Here is a 14,867-nt window from a genome sequence, read left to right as displayed (position 1 = left end):
CCGTTGCGGCTCGGAGGGGCTGACGCCCCCGTGGGGGGGTTTTGTTGGGGCCCAAACCCAAAAAACGCACCCGGCCCCGCGGGCCACCCAAAACCCGCGGCCCCCCCCCCGCGCGCCCCAACCCGCGGACGGTGAATCAGTTCTGACGCGCCTCATTTGCGGCATCCTGCTCGGTGGACGCGCCTTCGTGTACGAGGCTGCCACCCGAGTTCTCGAGGTGAGCACGAACGAACCACTGGAACTTTTCCAACTGCGCCGTCTGGCCGATCAACATGTCCTCGGTGATCGGATCGATCTTGCCGACACTGTCGATTGCGGTGCGACTGTCGGTGATGATCCCGGTGTAGACGAGGTCGAGCGCAGCGAGGTGCGCACGAGCGTCGTCGCGGCCGACGGAGTAGTCGTCCCACGTTCGATCGCGCTCGATTGCTCCCGCGGTGCCCTTGGGTGAGTTACCCAGTGCCGCGATACGTTCGGCCACATCGTCGGCGTAGCCGCGAACCAACTCCACCTGGGGGTCGATCATCTCGTGCACGCCGATGAAGTTGGGGCCCACGACGTTCCAGTGAACGTGCTTGAGCGTGAGGTGAAGATCGTTGTAGGCGCTGAGGCGTTCCTGCAGAATATCGGCGACGGACGAACCGTCTGCGCTGCTCAGTCCCGGTACGGTGAACTCGGACATATGTTTTCCTCTCGTCTTGATGGGGATCGCCCTCCAGTGGGGCGGTCTCGCGCCATCGTCAATCGGATCGCGTGTCGGTCAGGTTCAGTGCGCGAGTGCTACTGGCTCCTCTGTCACCGGGTCGCCGTACATCATCGCGATTCGGCGCTTGACCTCTTCGGTTGTCAAAGTCGCACTTGCGACAGTGATTCCGATGCCGGTGGTGCTCTCGCCCTGTGTGGGCGGGATGTCGATCGTCGTCATCTTGCTCCCGGTGAAGAGTGTGCCGTGAGGGAGTCGGCTGAACCACCGACTCCGACGTCTGGGTGTTCTGCGCCTTCGAGCTCCAGTTATGGCGCTTTCAGGTGCTACAAAATCTATATCAGCCGATGTAGATAATTGGCAAGGCTACTTCGATTCGCGGGCGAAGGAAAGCGCATTGTGCAATCTTGTCGAAATCGGCTTTGATCTGCCATTTCACGCCTTTTCTGCTCGATGATTCTTGTTGTCAGTGGTCCTGGACACGCTTGAATCTATGTCCTGGGCGTCAGATTCACTGCGTGATGGTGCTAAGGTCGGGTGACGCCGATTGAGACAGCCCACACCGAACTAGGAGGTTCCAGTGACGTCGGAATCCCAGACCCGGGCGCTGCGCGGCGTGTACGGGATCTCAGTGATGTCTGAACTGTCCGGGGTAGGACCTCAGACGCTGCGCCTTTACGAGCGAAGGGGCTTGCTCACACCAACCCGCACCGATGGCGGTACGCGCCGGTACAGCGAGGCCGACCTGGATACGCTCGGACGAATCACCGCGCTGATCGACGACGGAGTCAATCTCGTCGGTATTCGTCTGATTCTGTCCCTCGAGGCCGAGAATGCGGTCTTAGCGGCTCGAATCAGCCAGTTGACCGCCGAGGGGGACTAGTGGTGCTGCTCGAGACGATGCCGTTCAGGATGGAGTTTCGGTGCGGGTAGGGTCGCCGAAGTCCGCGTCGGCGGAGATTTTGTTCCCTGCCGCTGCGATCTGTTCGAGCGCGGCGTCCAAAGCATCGACCAACCATTGATGCGACGCCTCCGCGAGGAGGCGATCCGGAGTGTCGGTGTTCTCGGATTGGAAGAACCGCACCAGCCATGATTCTCCGTTGTCGGGTCGATCGGAGAGTCCAGCCGCGGTATTGGTCGCCAGAAGGAACCGGTTGTATTCGAGGTCAACACGAATGGCGTACTCGCCGAACAGGTTCACCACGTTGGCCGGCCGATGAGTAGCGGCAGCGAGCGCAATGAGAGCGTCGTTGTAGGTTTCGGAGTACTTCATCGTGAGGGGCATGGTCGGCCTGTCTTTCTGGGCCGATGCAGCATTGCACGGCTATGTCGAGGAGATCAGTTCGCAGCCGCTGCTTGACGATGAACTGAAACCAATCCTAGCTCGAGTCTCCGAGCGCACTGACGCAAGCCCGTGAGGGTCAGTTGTTGCGCGCAAAGTTCGACTCACGCTCCGTGAGGAACTGATCGTCCGGAAGCGGTCCAGCTGGGGCAAGCGCAGTCAGGAACGACTCGGCCCACTGATGCACATCGTGTGTCATGACCTGTCGATGCAGCGCAGCCATACGTCGACGGCCTTCCTTCGGATCCTGATGAACCGCGGTCAGGATCGTATTCTTCACGCCGTCCAAATCGTGCGGGTTGACCAGGTATGACTGTCGTAATTCCATTGCGGCACCGGTGAACTCGCTGAGAACGAGAGCACCTCCGAGGTCGCCACGACAGGCCACGTACTCCTTGGCCACCAGATTCATCCCGTCGCGCATCGGCGTCACGAGCATGACGTCGGCAGCGACGAACAGTGCGATCAGTTCTTCACGGTCGACCGGCTGATACAGGTAGTGAACGACGGGGCGGCCGATCTGACTGTGGTCACCGTTGATGCGGCCCACCTGCTCTTCGATGACGCTACGCAGGTCGATATAGTGCTGCACGCGTTCACGACTGGGCGTCGCGAGCTGCACCATCGTGTACTTCTCCGGATCCAGACGATCCTCGTCGAGGAGTTCCTTCAAGGCTTGAAGCCGCAGGTCGATACCCTTGGTGTAGTCCAGCCGGTCGACTCCCAGCAAGATTTTCTCGGGATTTCCCAGCTCTTCCTTCAATTCGCGCGCGCGACGCAGGACCGAATCGCTTTTCGACTGGCGCTCGAGTTCGGCAGAATCGACGGAGATGGGAAAGGCGCCCACCTTGACGACGCGAGAATCGAAATCCACATGCCCGAGCGCACTTCGAACACCGACGCCCGCGGTCGTCGTCTTGAGGCCGAGAAGTTTGCGGGCCAAGAACAGGAAATTGTTTGCGCCACCAGGTAAGTGGAAGCCGATCAGATCGGCGCCCAGCATTCCCCTGACGATTTCCTTGCGCCACGGAAGCTGCATGAAGAGCTCGACCGGAGGGAACGGGATGTGAAGAAAGAACCCGATCGTCAGATCTGGGCGCAGCTCGCGCAGCATCGCCGGCACAAGTTGCAACTGATAGTCCTGCACCCAGACAGTCGCTCCGTCCGCGGCGCAACGCGCGGTTTCCTCGGCGAACCGCTGGTTGACTGCGACGTAGGTGTGCCACCACGACCGCTCGAACGTCGGAGCCACCAGAACGTCGTGGTAGAGCGGCCACAACGTGTCGTTGGAGAACCCCTCGTAGTACTCGGCGAGGTCCTGAGAGGTCAGCTCGACGGGAAACAGACGAAGGCCGTCAACCACTATCGGATCGACCTTCTCGTCCGCGACCCCCGGCCAGCCGACCCAGGCGCCATCCCGCTGTCGGAGGATGGGTTCGAGCGCAGTGACGAGCCCACCCGGACTTCGCTTCCAGTTCTTGCTTCCGTCTTCGTCGGTTTCGAGATCGACCGGCAGTCGGTTTGCGACGACGACGAATTCGGAGAGCTTTTCGAGATCGGTACTCACGCCGACATCGGCTCCGCCAGGGTCTCGTCCAGGACGGAGGTCGAGGACAGGTACGCGACTGCATCGGCTGTCGAGTCGGTGTACACGATGTCGGTGTCCATCTTCAGAAGAGACAGCGGACGCCTGACAGGGTGCGCTGCGACGAGCGTCCACGGCACGCCGAGCCTCCGTGCCTTGGCCGACAGAGTCTCGATGATGGAAAGACCTCCGACGGAGATGAACTGGACGTCCGAGCAGTCGAGTACGAACGGGTGTCGCTCACCGATCAGGTCGTCGACGCAGGCAGCGAAATCAGCTCGGGACCGGACGTCGATCTCGCCGCTGACCACGAGCGACTGAATGTTTTCGGCACAGGTCGTCGTGAAGGTGGGGGGACTGTCCGTACGCTCATCTGTAGTTCTCGAAAACTCGTTCATCGAAACTCCTGACGGATTGCTCGAAACGGTTCGTTCGAACGGTCTGGTTCGAAACGGTTTCGTTCGAAACCGGGAAACGGCACGGGAAGCAACGCACGAACCGTGCTCGTCTTCAACGGCTGGGTACTCAACCGTGCTGAGTGCCTACCTTACCGCATCGCGAAAACCCAGGTGAAAAGCGTTAGATCCGTACGGATTTCAAGGTCCCGTGAGCGTCGGCCCACGGGACCTTGGTCCCGATGGTTCAGACCTTCCGGGATCAGTCGGTGTCAGTCGCCGGGCCGGTGCTCGAGGCTCCGCCCTCGTCGGCCCACGTACGTTCGCCCGACGGATCGGTCTGAACGTCCTTGGGTGCGGTGTCGGAGCCGGTTCCCGGACCGTGGTCGGTGCCGGTGGTCTGCGGCTCGTCCGTCTGATCCGTGCGGTCGGTGGAATTCTGTTCACTCATGGTGCGCGTTTCCTTCGGGAAGTCGTTGTTCATGTACTTGTCGTTTCCTGCTCACCCGCGAGGGGTACTCAGTAGGGGGTAGTGCGTCACGTCGAGCCAGTACGTCACGTCGAGTCCATACCGGCAAAGTCAGCTGTCACCGAAGCAGGAGATTTCACGTGAACCATATGACCGTGACGACCGAACACCTGCGTGCACTGCTGGGCAGTGGCCCCCATTCGGAACTGGTAGCGGTCGGGGGCGAGATCGAGATCTACGTCCCCGATGAAGAAGGGTTCGGTCTCGAGGGTATCTCGCTTGTCACTCGCGAGCAGTTGGCCGAACGTCTACCGTCCTCACCCGACAATCCCGACGAAGGTGAACTACGTATCGCCGCAGAATCGTTGAGCGAGATGATCGCCGAACTCGGCGGTTGAACTCCGAAGTTCGGGGCAGCCGACGTCAGATCTGCGGGATCGGATCCGGAGGGTACGGGTTCGGTGGCGTCGGAGTCGGTGGCACGGGCGGCGGATTCATCGGATCGGGTGGTGTCGGCGCCGGTGGTGTCGGCGGCCCCGGGTCGGGGGCGGGGCCCGGATCCGGTGGTGGGGGAGTGGTCATGAGTGCCGGGTTCCCAAACACTTGCCGAACAAACACCTAGTGTTCGGAGTGGCTTTTGGTGTTCCCTTCGGCAGGTAGATCATCGACGATGTCGACTACGGCGACGTGGATGCTCTCTGCAGAGACCGGTGGGTCCGTGTCGCCGAGGATCAGGTGAACGACGTCCACGACGGTGAACCGAACCCGGTCCGACAGTTCGGCCAGATCCACTCCGTATGGCGCTGCCAGTTCGATACGTAGTGAACGTATTTCGTGGCCGTCGACGAAGAACTCGATGCTGCTCGGCGAGCAGTGGTGCCGAGAACGTATCTCGGCGGCCAAGTGGGTGCGGAGTACGTGATCGCTCACCGACACAGTGCCTAGACGTGGACCTTCCGACGCGTGTGCGTCGAGCGGCCAACCGGACGCCGAGGTCGACCGTAGCGCCCGGATCACCTTGTCGCTGATTCGATCCCAGCCCGGCTCGGGAGCGTTCCGCAGGACGTCGGATGCGTGCGCCATCAATGCGTCGGTTCGTGATTCAGTCATCGCCACCTCGTCATTCGTTCACTCAGGTTAGCCCGTGCACGATGGTGATGCCCGCGCACCGCATCCGGGGTGAGTCTTAGAATCTTGCCGATTTGAACGAACGTGAGCATCTCCACCTCTCGCAGCGTCCATGCCGCACGCTGGCGATAAGGCAGTTCACCCAACGCTTCTTCCAGTGCCTCGAGGAACGCGGAGTTCGAGGTCGTGTCGAACGGGCCGGCCTCGGGAGACGGCACGAGAGGATCGAGCAATCTGTCGTCGATCGGTTGAGCTCTCTTGATTCGATAGCTGTCCACGATCTTTCGGGAACAGATCGCGAAAAGCCATGTTCGCATCGACGATTCGCCACGAAACGAATCGAGTCGACGCCAGGCGGCCACGAAGGTGTCCTGGACTACCTCGAGAATGTCACCTTCGTCTGCGAGCATGCGACGCGCATAGCGGTGAAGTGCAGGTCCGTAGTAGTGCACCAGTGACTCGAATGCTTCTCGGTCGCCGAGTATCGCAGCGTTCACTGTCGCGGTGTCCAAACCGTCAGGTGCTTCGGTGAGCCCCTGTGTATGCGGTAACGCCACAGTCGCTCCTCTCGCGGAAATGCGGAAAACTCGGCTGCGTTCGAAGATTGTTCGCCCGGCCGGGGCGTTGAATGTTACGGACAGTAACTAACAAGTGTCAGTGATGCACGTCACCTGACTGGGGCATTCGGTTTTGCCTTCGAGTGACGACTACACAGGTAGATCGATCAACAGGAGGAGATGACAATGGTCAGCACGCAGGTTGCGACAGCATCTACGAAGGATGTTGCATCATCGAACGACTCGGCTCTCGTGAGTTCGCAAGGAAAGACGTCGATCGCCGACACCGTTGTCTCGAAGATTGCCGGCATCGCCACGCGAGAGGTGAGCGGCGTGTACGACGTCGGCGGCGGAGCGTCGCGGGTTGTCGGGGCACTGCGCGAGCGGATCCCCGGCGCGAGTGTCAACCACTCCCAGGGAGTATCGGTCGAGGTCGGCGAAAAGCAGGCAGCGGTCGACATCGACATCGTGGCCGAGTACGGCGTATCGCTCGCCGATCTGGCCACCGGCATTCGCCGCAACGTCATTGCGGCGCTCGAACGGATGACGGGTCTCGAAGTGACCGAGGTGAACATCACGGTTCACGACGTTCACCTCGACGAGGGCAGTGACGACGAAACCGGCGAGCCCAAGACTGCACGGGTGCAGTGAGTTCCGAAATCGCCGACACCATCGCGGCGGCTGTGACGGGGATACCTGGGGTCGCCTCGCTTCATGCCGGAATGTTCGGCGAGGTTGGCACGTACCTCCCCGGCCGCCGCGTCGTCGGCGTGCGGGTGACGGAGTCGTCGACAGACATCCATGTGTGCATCTTCGCCGACGCCGCCGTTCGAGATACGGCTTTACGTATCCGCCAAGCGGTTTCAGGAATCGTTACAGGCCCCGTGAACGTGACAGTGGAAGACGTAGTCGGTCGTGCGCACGATGCCTGAGCACTCTCGTGGTCCAGTTCCTGATCGCCGATCCGCACGCCGAGAGGCGATCAGGAGCTACCACCCCGACGTGGGCGGATCTGCCGACGCGCTCAATCGAGCGCTCGAACGCGTCGACCGGGACTTCGCGTCCCCGATCGGTGTGGGTGTGCGCAGGACACTGCGCGGCACGATGCGGCAGATAGCGAAACCCGCTCGGACCCAGTACACGCGTTTGCGCGCTCGGTTTCCGGGTGCAAAGACCTACACCGAGATCTGACAGGCACCAACGAACATCATCCACAACGGAGGATTCACATGACCACCTCGACTGTCGGCCTACTGGCAGGACTACTTCTCGGAGTCGCAGCTGCTGCAGGCGGTTTCACCGGATTCCTCATCGCTCTGGTTCTCGGTGTGATCGGATACCTCGTCGGTGGTCAGCGTGACGGCGAGTTCGATCTCGGTGTGATGCTGAAGGGTCGCGGACGTGGCTGAGACAGCTCGACCGGAGTCGTCTGTGCTTGCCGAGCCGGGCGATCGCGGAACGCTGACGATTCGAGACAGAGTCGCGCAGAAGTTGGTTCTCGAGGCGACGCGCGGGACCCCGGGGGTGCGTCATCACGCCGGCGGCATGGACAAACTGACCGGGCGTGAACTGCCGAGGGCGCGAGTGCTGGTATCCGGCAAGCGGGTACGGGCCAAGGTGGACATCGCGATCGAGTGGCCCGGATCCTTGTCGGTCATCGGTACCGCGGTGCGAGAGAACGTGACAACCCAGTTGCAGTCTGTATCGGGCCTGGACGTAGACGGCGTGGACGTGGCGATCGTGAGCGTTCTCTTGGCATCGACCACGCGTGACGCGGGAAGGAAAGTGCGATGACCGCCGACAAGGTCGCACCACCCACTGCCTCGAGGGCTGCTGCTCCTGTTCCCCTTGCGGCGCCCGGATCGGCCGTCACGGGATTCCTCATCGCCGCGGCGCTACTTGCGCTCGGCGTGGTCGGCGTCCGCGACGCGCTGGTGGATACCGGCGTGATCACCGGGTCGCAGTGGATACCAAGTGCTGCCGCATATGTGGACGGGCTCGCGTACCAGGGTTGGATGTTCCCGGCGGGGATCGCAGCCGTCGTTCTCGGCCTGTGGTTCGTCATCCTCGGACTCAAACCGCGACGAAAGACTGCCAATGCCTTGGTCGGAGTCGCGAATACGTGGATCGATCCCGCCGATGTAGCGGCGATAGCGTCTGTTCGCGTCGAGTCACTGGCCCAGGTTCGATCCGCTTCGTCACACGCGACCCGGCGCAAGCTGGAAGTGAAGGCCTCGGTCACGCCCGATGGAGCCGCCACCGCTGAATCGGAAATCCGTGCGGTGCTGGGGGACTTGGCCGGGTCGCTGTCACCATCGCCGCGAATCAAGGTTCGTATCCAGACGGGATCGCTGTCATGACTCGGACGGCGACGGCGATGGATCGCGTGGCGACATGCGTCGTGGGGATGCTCGCGATAGCGGTGGGAGTTGCAGCGATCCTGTGGAATCGCGACGTGATCAAGGATTTCCCGGCGCGTATCGAGATCCCGTGGGCTGAAGATCTTGTCGATCACTCGTGGTGGCCATGGGCTGTCGGAGCTGGGGGGAGTATTGCTAGTCCTCCTCGCGTTGCGGTGGTTGATCGCGCATGTGCCGCTGCGTCGGGTGAAGGAGATCACGGTCCCTGGGTCGAACTCGCACAATTCCATCACCGCGGATCTGGGTGCGGTGGCGGAAGGGGCGAGCGCATCACTGGAGGACTTCGACGAAGTGTCGCGTGTCCGAGGAAAAGCGTTGCTCGATCGTGGAGTTCGCACGATCGATTTGCGAGTGACATTGAGACGTAGCGTCGTATCCGGATCGGAAACGTTGTCCGAGTTGATTTCTCGCGTCACTGACACGGGGGATCAAGTCGCTGCGGTGGTCGGTGATCCATCCGTCGCGACCAGAACTCACATCGCCGTGGAAAGCGCGAAACGCGATGAGCCGAGAACTCTCTGATCAATCGAGGTTTGAGCCTCCCGACGGCCGGGTATTGGTAGACCTCCCGATCGTGCACAGAGTCATGGATGTTGCTGTGGCACTGTGCGTCACGGTGCTCCTTGCGACCGTCACTTCGATGGCGATCGCGATCGTAGTGACGCTGATCATGTGCGCGTCGGTGAGTGTCGTTTCTCGTATGTGGTGAATCGCCAGTCATTTTGGTTCTGTCGTGAACACCTGATAGAAAGGTAAGCAGACAATGTGGCTGCTACTGAGTGCACGATCCCCCGCGTCGTGCGGCGGAGAGTCCGGTTGTGTGCAAACACAACCCGCGATCACGGTCTAGTTGCGCGGGCCGATCGCTCGGAACTCTCCCTTCACCGGCAGTCTCTCATTGCGCCGTCCCTTACCTCAAGGAGTCACAATGCTCTCACTCGGAATCATCGCCTGGATCATCATCGGTGGACTAGCGGGTTGGATCGGCAGCAAGATCATGAAAACCGATGCGCAGCAGGGGATCTTCCTCAACATCGTTGTCGGTGTGATCGGCGGCCTGATCGGTGGTTTCCTGCTTCGAGTCTTCGGCGTCGATGTCGAGGGCGCGGGCTGGATCTTCAGCTTCCTCACTTGCCTCCTCGGCGCTGTCATCTTGCTGTTCCTGGTCAAGGCAGTCACCGGAAAACGCTGACACATTTGTCCACGCAGTTCGAGTTCGACTGAATCCACGACCGAATTCCACGGCCGAACGCACGACCGAACCCAAGAAGGAGAAATACATGTCTGACTTCATCGACAAGGCAAAGCACCGCGCTGAGGATCTCATCGGCGAGGCGAAGGAAAAGTTCGGAAACGCCACGGGCAACGATGATCTGGCTGCCGAGGGTGTTGCCGATCAGGGCGAGGCGAAGGTCAAGAAGGCCGGAGACACTGTCAGTGACAAGGTCTCGGATATCAAGGACAAGTTCACAAGCTGAGTGAGCTTCAGCGCGGTTGATCGGCACGTCCGGTCAACCGCGCTTTTGTGTGCCTCCCCGGCCGTTGCGGCTACCGCGATACGCGAACTTGCGCGTTTCTGCGAGCCACTCCGGAAGCATGCGCATGTGGGCCGGTGTGTTCAGAATCGGATCGAAGGACGGCTGGAGGCAATCCGGGTGGTCCTCGACTTCGTCGAGACAGAGATGCCCGATCGGTATCAACTGAAGTTGAATTCTCGCGAGGTACACGGAGAAGTGCAGCGGGGAATGATCGACCGCAGCTTTCAATGCAGACAAAGAAGTGCCGGCCGGATGGACACCGCGCGGTGTCACGATCAGCCACGCCGCGGCACCGCCCGCGCGTGAGTAAGGAACCAGTGTGCTGTATCTCGCGCCGTTCCACGAGAAAGCCGGAGCTGGAAACATTTTCGAGAAGGTAGAAAGTCCTGATGTTGCGAGAAGAATGTCCCACGGGTTTTCATCTGCGCCGACATCGTGCAACCGAAGCGCCAGGCCGAGTACGTCGGGTAGGTCTCCGGGTGTTCCGAGGGCTTTCGACATTCGAGCGGTGACGGTAATCGTCGACGACTTCGATACCGGCCACCATGGGGTGGCCGGCTTCAATGTTCCCTTCAGCTCGATCCCGTGAGGGTGAAAAACCCTGGCCATGCGCAGCGATGATGCGAAGTGGAACGGCGCACCGACCAGCTTCCCGATCGCACTCTTGCCGGCGGGGATGATCGAATTGATCGTCACAGCTTCCTTTATCTGAGAATTCTCCGCCCGTGAAGCGCCCGGACTGGACGGACGTTCAGGCGTATTGACGGGCTTTTCAGTGGCGTCTTTCGACTTCCCAGTGGTGGTGATTGCTAATCATGTGACATGCCGTAACAAAAGTCTCGCCCGCCGGGATAATTAGCCAAACGCATAAATTGGTCGTTATGGTTTGTTTGTCCGTAACGGTGCGATCGGACCTGCGACCGTCGCGAACTGGCGAGATTGCTACTCGTGATTTGTGTTTGGTGATTGCGCGGAAACAAGAAATGTCGAGGAGACACGCTGATGGGCCACTCTCGAACCTGGCTGACGCGCGCGCTGGCAATGCCGGTGGCTGTCGCGGTCACTTTGTTGCTTCCGCTCGGCAGTGTCGCCTCCGCCCAGGATTTCGAGGACGACGCAGATACTTCGGTGGCCGCCGCAGCCACAACTCCGATCTCCTTCACCGAACTCGGACGAGGAACAGACATCGTGTTCTCCTCCGATGACGCACCCGTCTTGGTGACCGTGCCGGTGCCGGACGGACTCACCGCAACAGCCGTGACCGGAATCCTGACTGCCCCGACCGACTTCAGTAGGGGTTGGCTCGAAGTGACTGCGGACGGCAGATTGGTGAGCCGCGTCGACTTCGACGCCGGGCAGGCCGGAACCGGCCTACCGATTTCGGTTCCGTTGCAAGGTCTCGAAGTGGTCGACCGGAGCGTGACCGTGTCGATGATCGCTCACCTCGTTCCCGTCGACGACCGCTGCTACGACCGAACGAGATACCAGCCCCTTGCGCTCCGGGATGCCTTTGTCGCCTACGACGGTGCCGAGCAGCAGCCCACGACTGTTGCAACCTTCTTTCCGCCGATTTTGAGGAAGGCAACCATCTACGTCACGGATGGTTCGTCACGGTCACAGCAGAGTGCGGCTCTGCAGCTGAGTGCAGCGATTGTCAACAAGTACGGAAGTCAGCCTGACGCCGTGGTGGTGGAACAACTGCCGAACGGCCAGAGTCTGCCGTCCGCTGAGCCGGGACTGTTCGAGAGAGCTGTAGTACTCGGCAACAGTGGGGACGCCGGCATCGATCTCGCGGCTGCTCCGAATGGTGCACCAGTGCTGCGAATTTCAGGGGACGACAAGACCCTCGTTCCTCAGGTCAGTCTGTTGGCGGCGAACTTCGACGGCTACTGGGCGGCGAGCAGGGCGCTCGCGTCACCGGACAACACAGTTGCCCAGATTTCCCAGGACGCCATCACCGTCGGTGAGCTGAAGCTCGGAACGTTGACGGCTTCCGGTCTCAATCACATCGAGGTCGACGTCCCGTTCAGCCAGTCGCAACTGGGGCGTCCGATGAAGGACGTGTCGATCCGAATGATCGGTTCCTATGTACCGCTGCCGAATTCACGCAACGGAGAACTGTCGATTTCGCTGGGGGACTCACGGCTTGCTTCGCAGACGGTGAACGAGACAGGGCGCTTCGACATCGGCGTCGATGTTCCGAACGAACTCCTGCGTCGCGACCTGACCTTCGAAGTCTCGATGGATGTGACCGGCGACTTCCAATGCGGCACCAGTAGCCCGTCTTCGCTCACTGTCGATCCGGCAAGCACCATCACGTCCACTACCGGATTCCCGCCGACGCCTGGAGGATTCCAGGCATTACCGCAGTCGATGCTGCCCACACTCGATGTCGGTTTGAGTCACGGTGATTTCGCAGATCTCGTTCGCGCGCAGCGCCTCGTTGTCGCGATGCAGCGGTTGAGCTATCTGCCGCTGCAACCGCGTGTGCTCCCGTTCGGCGACGCGGCGACCAGTTCGCTGCCGGCGTTGTTGATCGCGGCGGACGGGAAGCTTCCCACTCCGGTGGCTCTACCCATGGACACAGCAGATCAAGGGCTCCTGCGCTTGCAGGGTCTGGAATTCGGTGGACAATACGGTGCCTTGCAGGTGGTTTCGGGTTCGCACAACGAAGTGGTGGCGCTGACCTCTGAGGGTGATGCGGCCGATGCCGACGGTCTGCTCAACTGGTTGGAAGGTGGGAAGGACCGGTTCGCAGAACTGACCGGCGATCTCCTGGTCGCGCCTCGGGGAAGTGAGCCCTTCGATGTCGGAGTCAACGTCGCCCCGTTGGGCACCGCGACCTCGGCCGAAGAGGAGACCGGACTGAGCGCGGTCACGATCGGCTGGATCGGATTCGGGACCGTGGTTCTGATCGCTGTTGCCGTCGGTGGTGTGCTCGTGGCTCGGCGTCGCGGACAGTGACCGTCACCGATCGCCCGGCCCTGTCCGTCGCGGTCCACGATCTACCGGGCCGCAAGCCATGGCGGATGTTCGTCGCGCTCTTCGCGATCTACACCGCGTTGGGCGTGTGGATGAACGCGGGTATCGGGTTCATCTTCACCGATTCGCTCAGCCGCGTCGCCGCGGTGTCGGCGATGTTGCTCAGCCGTGATCCGCACTTCGCGGCGATCGGGTTCGTGTTCACCCCGTTGACGGCGGCAGTCCAGATTCCGATGGGCCTGATGGGTCATTGGTGGCCGGATCTGCTGCGGTGGAACATCACTGCGGTCGTGATGTCCGCGGCCTTCATGGCTGGTGCTGTGATTCAGGTACGTGGGATCAGCCGCGACCGTGGGTGTGCGCGATGGGTCACCGTCGTCCTGACCGTGCTGTTCGCTGTCAACCCGATGATCGTCATGTACGCGGCGAGCGGAATGAGCGAAGCTCCGTTCCTCTTCTTCGTTCTGTGGGCGACACGTCGATTGATTCGGTGGATGCGAAGCGACGACGTACACGACCTCATCGGTGCCGGCCTCGCTTTCGCTCTGGCGTACCTCACCAGATACGACGCATTGGCCCCGCTGTTCGTCGCGGTGGTGCTGGTGACCGTGGTGAGTTGGCTTCGTTTCCGTCCGACTGCTGAGGAGCGCGGCGAGGGCGCGGGGCCTGGCTTGCGGCTCTGGGCAGCAGCCCTCGACGGTGCCGTAGTGCTGATGCCGGGATTCCTTGCCCTAGCCTTGTGGTCGTTTGCCAGTTGGCTCATCACAGGTCAAGCGTTCCAACAGTTCTCGTCGGTCTACGGGAACAGTTCCATCCTGGAGCAGGCTGGTGCCGGAACCGACTCACCGATCGCCCGTCTTGCGTTCTCGATTACCGAAATGGCCGTACTCGGCCCGGCGCTCCCGGTGCTCGCGGTCCTTGCAATCATCTACGCACTTCGGCGGCGCGACACCGAAGTGGTCGTGCCTCTTGTGTTGTTCGGCGCCATCCTCGGTGCCCAAACCTTGCTCTACGTGATGGGATCGACGTTTCCCCTTCTGCGCTTCTACATTTCGATCATTCCGCTGTGTTTCGTGTTGGTCGTCCTGATCGCACCTCGCGGTGCGCCGGTCGTCACGCGTCGACCGGGGGCTGCTGCGTCACGCTCGGTATCGACGTACCCCGAGCAGTCGGGGCCCTCTCTGCCCCTTGTGATCTCTCTGTGCTTGCTGGTCGGGTCGACGCTGGTCACGTTTGTCGCGATGGGTAATGCGCGGATCGCAGTGCTCGAGCATTCCATTGCCAGTGCGATCATTCCGGGCCGGCAGAACCTGGAGGAGCAGACGAATCTGCGCACGTTTGCGGCCGAGCGTCGCATCGCCAGATACCTGGACGACTTGGCTCTGCCGGAGGGGTCGGTTCTGCTCGACACCGTGCAGAGCTATGCCGTCGTGGCGTCGTCGAACAATCCTCGGCAATTCGTCGTGCCTTCCGATGCGGACTTCGTGCGCGTACTGAACAACCCCGCCGAACATCACGTCGAATACATCCTGTCGGTGCCGAACACCGGTCGCGGTGTGTCGGACGCGGTCAATCGGCGCTATCCGACGATGTACGACACCGGGGCCGGCGGTGTGGGAGCGCTGGTACTCGAGGTTCCCAACGACGGCGGCATGGACCCTTCGGCCTGGCGTTTGTATCGCGTCACCGGTGAACGGCAAACGGGTCGATGAGGCAATTCGTGTGGGAGGATTGTCCGTATGACGTGG

At 61.3% G+C, this 14,867-nt stretch carries 23 protein-coding genes; 14 read left to right on the top strand and 9 right to left on the bottom strand.

The features are described from left to right. Positions 1-136 precede the first annotated feature (136 nt). Positions 137-682, bottom strand: coding sequence for a Dps family protein (locus tag M1L53_RS21470; RefSeq protein ID WP_003943731.1), 546 nt, complete (start codon positions 680-682; stop codon positions 137-139). An 84-nt stretch (positions 683-766) separates the two neighbouring features. Continuing rightward, the gene (locus tag M1L53_RS21465) at positions 767-925 is read right to left on the bottom strand and encodes a hypothetical protein (protein WP_003943664.1); all 159 of its coding nucleotides are present in this window, start codon (positions 923-925) and stop codon (positions 767-769) included. A 358-nt stretch (positions 926-1,283) separates the two neighbouring features. Between M1L53_RS21465 and M1L53_RS21460 the strand changes: the two genes are divergently transcribed. Further along, positions 1,284-1,586 (top strand): MerR family transcriptional regulator, encoded by a 303-nt coding sequence (locus M1L53_RS21460; RefSeq protein ID WP_003943719.1) that lies wholly within the window; start codon positions 1,284-1,286, stop codon positions 1,584-1,586. A gap of 24 nt (positions 1,587-1,610) precedes the next feature. Here M1L53_RS21460 and M1L53_RS21455 read toward each other — a convergent pair whose 3' ends face one another. The 4 genes from M1L53_RS21455 to M1L53_RS21440 form a co-directional block, all read right to left on the bottom strand. Further along, positions 1,611-1,988 carry a hypothetical protein gene (locus M1L53_RS21455; RefSeq protein WP_007726560.1) on the bottom strand — a complete coding sequence of 126 codons (378 nt, stop codon included), beginning with the start codon at positions 1,986-1,988 and terminating at the stop codon, positions 1,611-1,613. A gap of 136 nt (positions 1,989-2,124) precedes the next feature. Beyond that, positions 2,125-3,612: a trehalose-6-phosphate synthase gene (locus M1L53_RS21450; protein ID WP_054187565.1), complete on the bottom strand. Its 1,488-nt coding sequence runs from the start codon at positions 3,610-3,612 to the stop codon at positions 2,125-2,127. Continuing rightward, the gene (locus M1L53_RS21445; protein WP_007726563.1) at positions 3,609-4,028 is read right to left on the bottom strand and encodes an STAS domain-containing protein; all 420 of its coding nucleotides are present in this window, start codon (positions 4,026-4,028) and stop codon (positions 3,609-3,611) included. The genes M1L53_RS21450 and M1L53_RS21445 overlap by 4 nt, the downstream gene beginning before the upstream one ends. Positions 4,029-4,287: 259 nt before the next feature. Next, the gene (locus M1L53_RS21440; RefSeq protein ID WP_136472457.1) at positions 4,288-4,476 is read right to left on the bottom strand and encodes a PI-type proteinase; all 189 of its coding nucleotides are present in this window, start codon (positions 4,474-4,476) and stop codon (positions 4,288-4,290) included. 167 nt (positions 4,477-4,643) lie between these two features. On the opposite strand from M1L53_RS21440, the gene M1L53_RS21435 reads away from it, so the two are divergent. After that, positions 4,644-4,892: a hypothetical protein gene (locus M1L53_RS21435; RefSeq protein ID WP_007726566.1), complete on the top strand. Its 249-nt coding sequence runs from the start codon at positions 4,644-4,646 to the stop codon at positions 4,890-4,892. Between the two features lie 220 nt (positions 4,893-5,112). Here M1L53_RS21435 and M1L53_RS21430 read toward each other — a convergent pair whose 3' ends face one another. Continuing rightward, positions 5,113-5,604 carry a hypothetical protein gene (locus tag M1L53_RS21430; RefSeq protein ID WP_218960345.1) on the bottom strand — a complete coding sequence of 164 codons (492 nt, stop codon included), beginning with the start codon at positions 5,602-5,604 and terminating at the stop codon, positions 5,113-5,115. Beyond that, positions 5,601-6,179, bottom strand: coding sequence for an RNA polymerase sigma factor (locus M1L53_RS21425; protein WP_007726571.1), 579 nt, complete (start codon positions 6,177-6,179; stop codon positions 5,601-5,603). The genes M1L53_RS21430 and M1L53_RS21425 overlap by 4 nt, the downstream gene beginning before the upstream one ends. Positions 6,180-6,365: 186 nt before the next feature. Between M1L53_RS21425 and M1L53_RS21420 the strand changes: the two genes are divergently transcribed. The 10 genes from M1L53_RS21420 to M1L53_RS21375 all read left to right on the top strand — a co-directional run bounded on the left by M1L53_RS21420 (position 6,366) and on the right by M1L53_RS21375 (position 10,077). Then, positions 6,366-6,830, top strand: a complete 465-nt coding sequence (locus M1L53_RS21420; protein ID WP_003943699.1) for an Asp23/Gls24 family envelope stress response protein — start codon at positions 6,366-6,368, stop codon at positions 6,828-6,830. Next, positions 6,827-7,111 (top strand): hypothetical protein, encoded by a 285-nt coding sequence (locus tag M1L53_RS21415; protein WP_007726575.1) that lies wholly within the window; start codon positions 6,827-6,829, stop codon positions 7,109-7,111. Before M1L53_RS21420 ends, M1L53_RS21415 begins: the two co-directional genes overlap by 4 nt. Positions 7,112-7,181: 70 nt before the next feature. Beyond that, positions 7,182-7,370 carry a hypothetical protein gene (locus M1L53_RS21410; protein WP_007726577.1) on the top strand — a complete coding sequence of 63 codons (189 nt, stop codon included), beginning with the start codon at positions 7,182-7,184 and terminating at the stop codon, positions 7,368-7,370. 38 nt (positions 7,371-7,408) lie between these two features. After that, entirely contained in the window at positions 7,409-7,588 is a 180-nt protein-coding gene (locus M1L53_RS21405) for a hypothetical protein (RefSeq protein WP_003943629.1), read from the top strand. Next, the gene (locus M1L53_RS21400) at positions 7,581-7,973 is read left to right on the top strand and encodes an Asp23/Gls24 family envelope stress response protein (RefSeq protein ID WP_054187564.1); all 393 of its coding nucleotides are present in this window, start codon (positions 7,581-7,583) and stop codon (positions 7,971-7,973) included. Before M1L53_RS21405 ends, M1L53_RS21400 begins: the two co-directional genes overlap by 8 nt. Next, entirely contained in the window at positions 7,970-8,539 is a 570-nt protein-coding gene (locus tag M1L53_RS21395; protein ID WP_054187563.1) for a DUF6286 domain-containing protein, read from the top strand. The genes M1L53_RS21400 and M1L53_RS21395 overlap by 4 nt, the downstream gene beginning before the upstream one ends. A gap of 144 nt (positions 8,540-8,683) precedes the next feature. Continuing rightward, entirely contained in the window at positions 8,684-9,121 is a 438-nt protein-coding gene (locus M1L53_RS21390) for a hypothetical protein (RefSeq protein WP_261949267.1), read from the top strand. Positions 9,122-9,185: 64 nt separating this feature from the next. Then, positions 9,186-9,308, top strand: coding sequence for a hypothetical protein (locus M1L53_RS21385; RefSeq protein WP_003943707.1), 123 nt, complete (start codon positions 9,186-9,188; stop codon positions 9,306-9,308). 219 nt (positions 9,309-9,527) lie between these two features. Continuing rightward, positions 9,528-9,791 carry a GlsB/YeaQ/YmgE family stress response membrane protein gene (locus M1L53_RS21380; protein ID WP_047890188.1) on the top strand — a complete coding sequence of 88 codons (264 nt, stop codon included), beginning with the start codon at positions 9,528-9,530 and terminating at the stop codon, positions 9,789-9,791. An 88-nt stretch (positions 9,792-9,879) separates the two neighbouring features. Beyond that, positions 9,880-10,077, top strand: a complete 198-nt coding sequence (locus tag M1L53_RS21375; protein ID WP_007726588.1) for a CsbD family protein — start codon at positions 9,880-9,882, stop codon at positions 10,075-10,077. Between the two features lie 33 nt (positions 10,078-10,110). Here the strand turns inward: M1L53_RS21375 and M1L53_RS21370 are convergent, their stop codons facing one another. Continuing rightward, positions 10,111-10,833, bottom strand: a complete 723-nt coding sequence (locus M1L53_RS21370) for a hypothetical protein (protein WP_261949266.1) — start codon at positions 10,831-10,833, stop codon at positions 10,111-10,113. A 306-nt stretch (positions 10,834-11,139) separates the two neighbouring features. On the opposite strand from M1L53_RS21370, the gene M1L53_RS21365 reads away from it, so the two are divergent. Both M1L53_RS21365 and M1L53_RS21360 read left to right on the top strand, forming a co-directional pair. Further along, positions 11,140-13,101, top strand: coding sequence for a hypothetical protein (locus M1L53_RS21365; RefSeq protein ID WP_054187561.1), 1,962 nt, complete (start codon positions 11,140-11,142; stop codon positions 13,099-13,101). Continuing rightward, on the top strand, positions 13,098-14,831 hold the full coding sequence (locus tag M1L53_RS21360) for a glycosyltransferase family 39 protein (RefSeq protein WP_054187560.1): 1,734 nt from the start codon (positions 13,098-13,100) through the stop codon (positions 14,829-14,831). The genes M1L53_RS21365 and M1L53_RS21360 overlap by 4 nt, the downstream gene beginning before the upstream one ends. Positions 14,832-14,867: the final 36 nt, after the last annotated feature.

Source organism: Rhodococcus sp. T9N (genome assembly GCF_024436645.1).
GTDB classification, from domain to species: domain Bacteria; phylum Actinomycetota; class Actinomycetes; order Mycobacteriales; family Mycobacteriaceae; genus Rhodococcus_F; species Rhodococcus_F qingshengii.
Note: the sequence above shows the minus strand (reverse complement) of the source record. Positions and strands in the feature narration are given on the sequence as shown.

Coding starts and splice junctions, on each gene's coding strand:
- M1L53_RS21465 (WP_003943664.1), bottom strand. CDS start 925: ATGACGACGATCGACATCCCGCCCACACAGGGCGAGAGCACCACCGGC.
- M1L53_RS21430 (WP_218960345.1), bottom strand. CDS start 5,604: ATGACTGAATCACGAACCGACGCATTGATGGCGCACGCATCCGACGTC.
- M1L53_RS21365 (WP_054187561.1), top strand. CDS start 11,140: ATGGGCCACTCTCGAACCTGGCTGACGCGCGCGCTGGCAATGCCGGTG.
- M1L53_RS21420 (WP_003943699.1), top strand. CDS start 6,366: ATGGTCAGCACGCAGGTTGCGACAGCATCTACGAAGGATGTTGCATCA.
- M1L53_RS21440 (WP_136472457.1), bottom strand. CDS start 4,476: ATGAGTGAACAGAATTCCACCGACCGCACGGATCAGACGGACGAGCCG.
- M1L53_RS21435 (WP_007726566.1), top strand. CDS start 4,644: ATGACCGTGACGACCGAACACCTGCGTGCACTGCTGGGCAGTGGCCCC.
- M1L53_RS21380 (WP_047890188.1), top strand. CDS start 9,528: ATGCTCTCACTCGGAATCATCGCCTGGATCATCATCGGTGGACTAGCG.
- M1L53_RS21385 (WP_003943707.1), top strand. CDS start 9,186: ATGGATGTTGCTGTGGCACTGTGCGTCACGGTGCTCCTTGCGACCGTC.
- M1L53_RS21395 (WP_054187563.1), top strand. CDS start 7,970: ATGACCGCCGACAAGGTCGCACCACCCACTGCCTCGAGGGCTGCTGCT.
- M1L53_RS21375 (WP_007726588.1), top strand. CDS start 9,880: ATGTCTGACTTCATCGACAAGGCAAAGCACCGCGCTGAGGATCTCATC.
- M1L53_RS21445 (WP_007726563.1), bottom strand. CDS start 4,028: ATGAACGAGTTTTCGAGAACTACAGATGAGCGTACGGACAGTCCCCCC.
- M1L53_RS21405 (WP_003943629.1), top strand. CDS start 7,409: ATGACCACCTCGACTGTCGGCCTACTGGCAGGACTACTTCTCGGAGTC.
- M1L53_RS21455 (WP_007726560.1), bottom strand. CDS start 1,988: ATGCCCCTCACGATGAAGTACTCCGAAACCTACAACGACGCTCTCATT.
- M1L53_RS21470 (WP_003943731.1), bottom strand. CDS start 682: ATGTCCGAGTTCACCGTACCGGGACTGAGCAGCGCAGACGGTTCGTCC.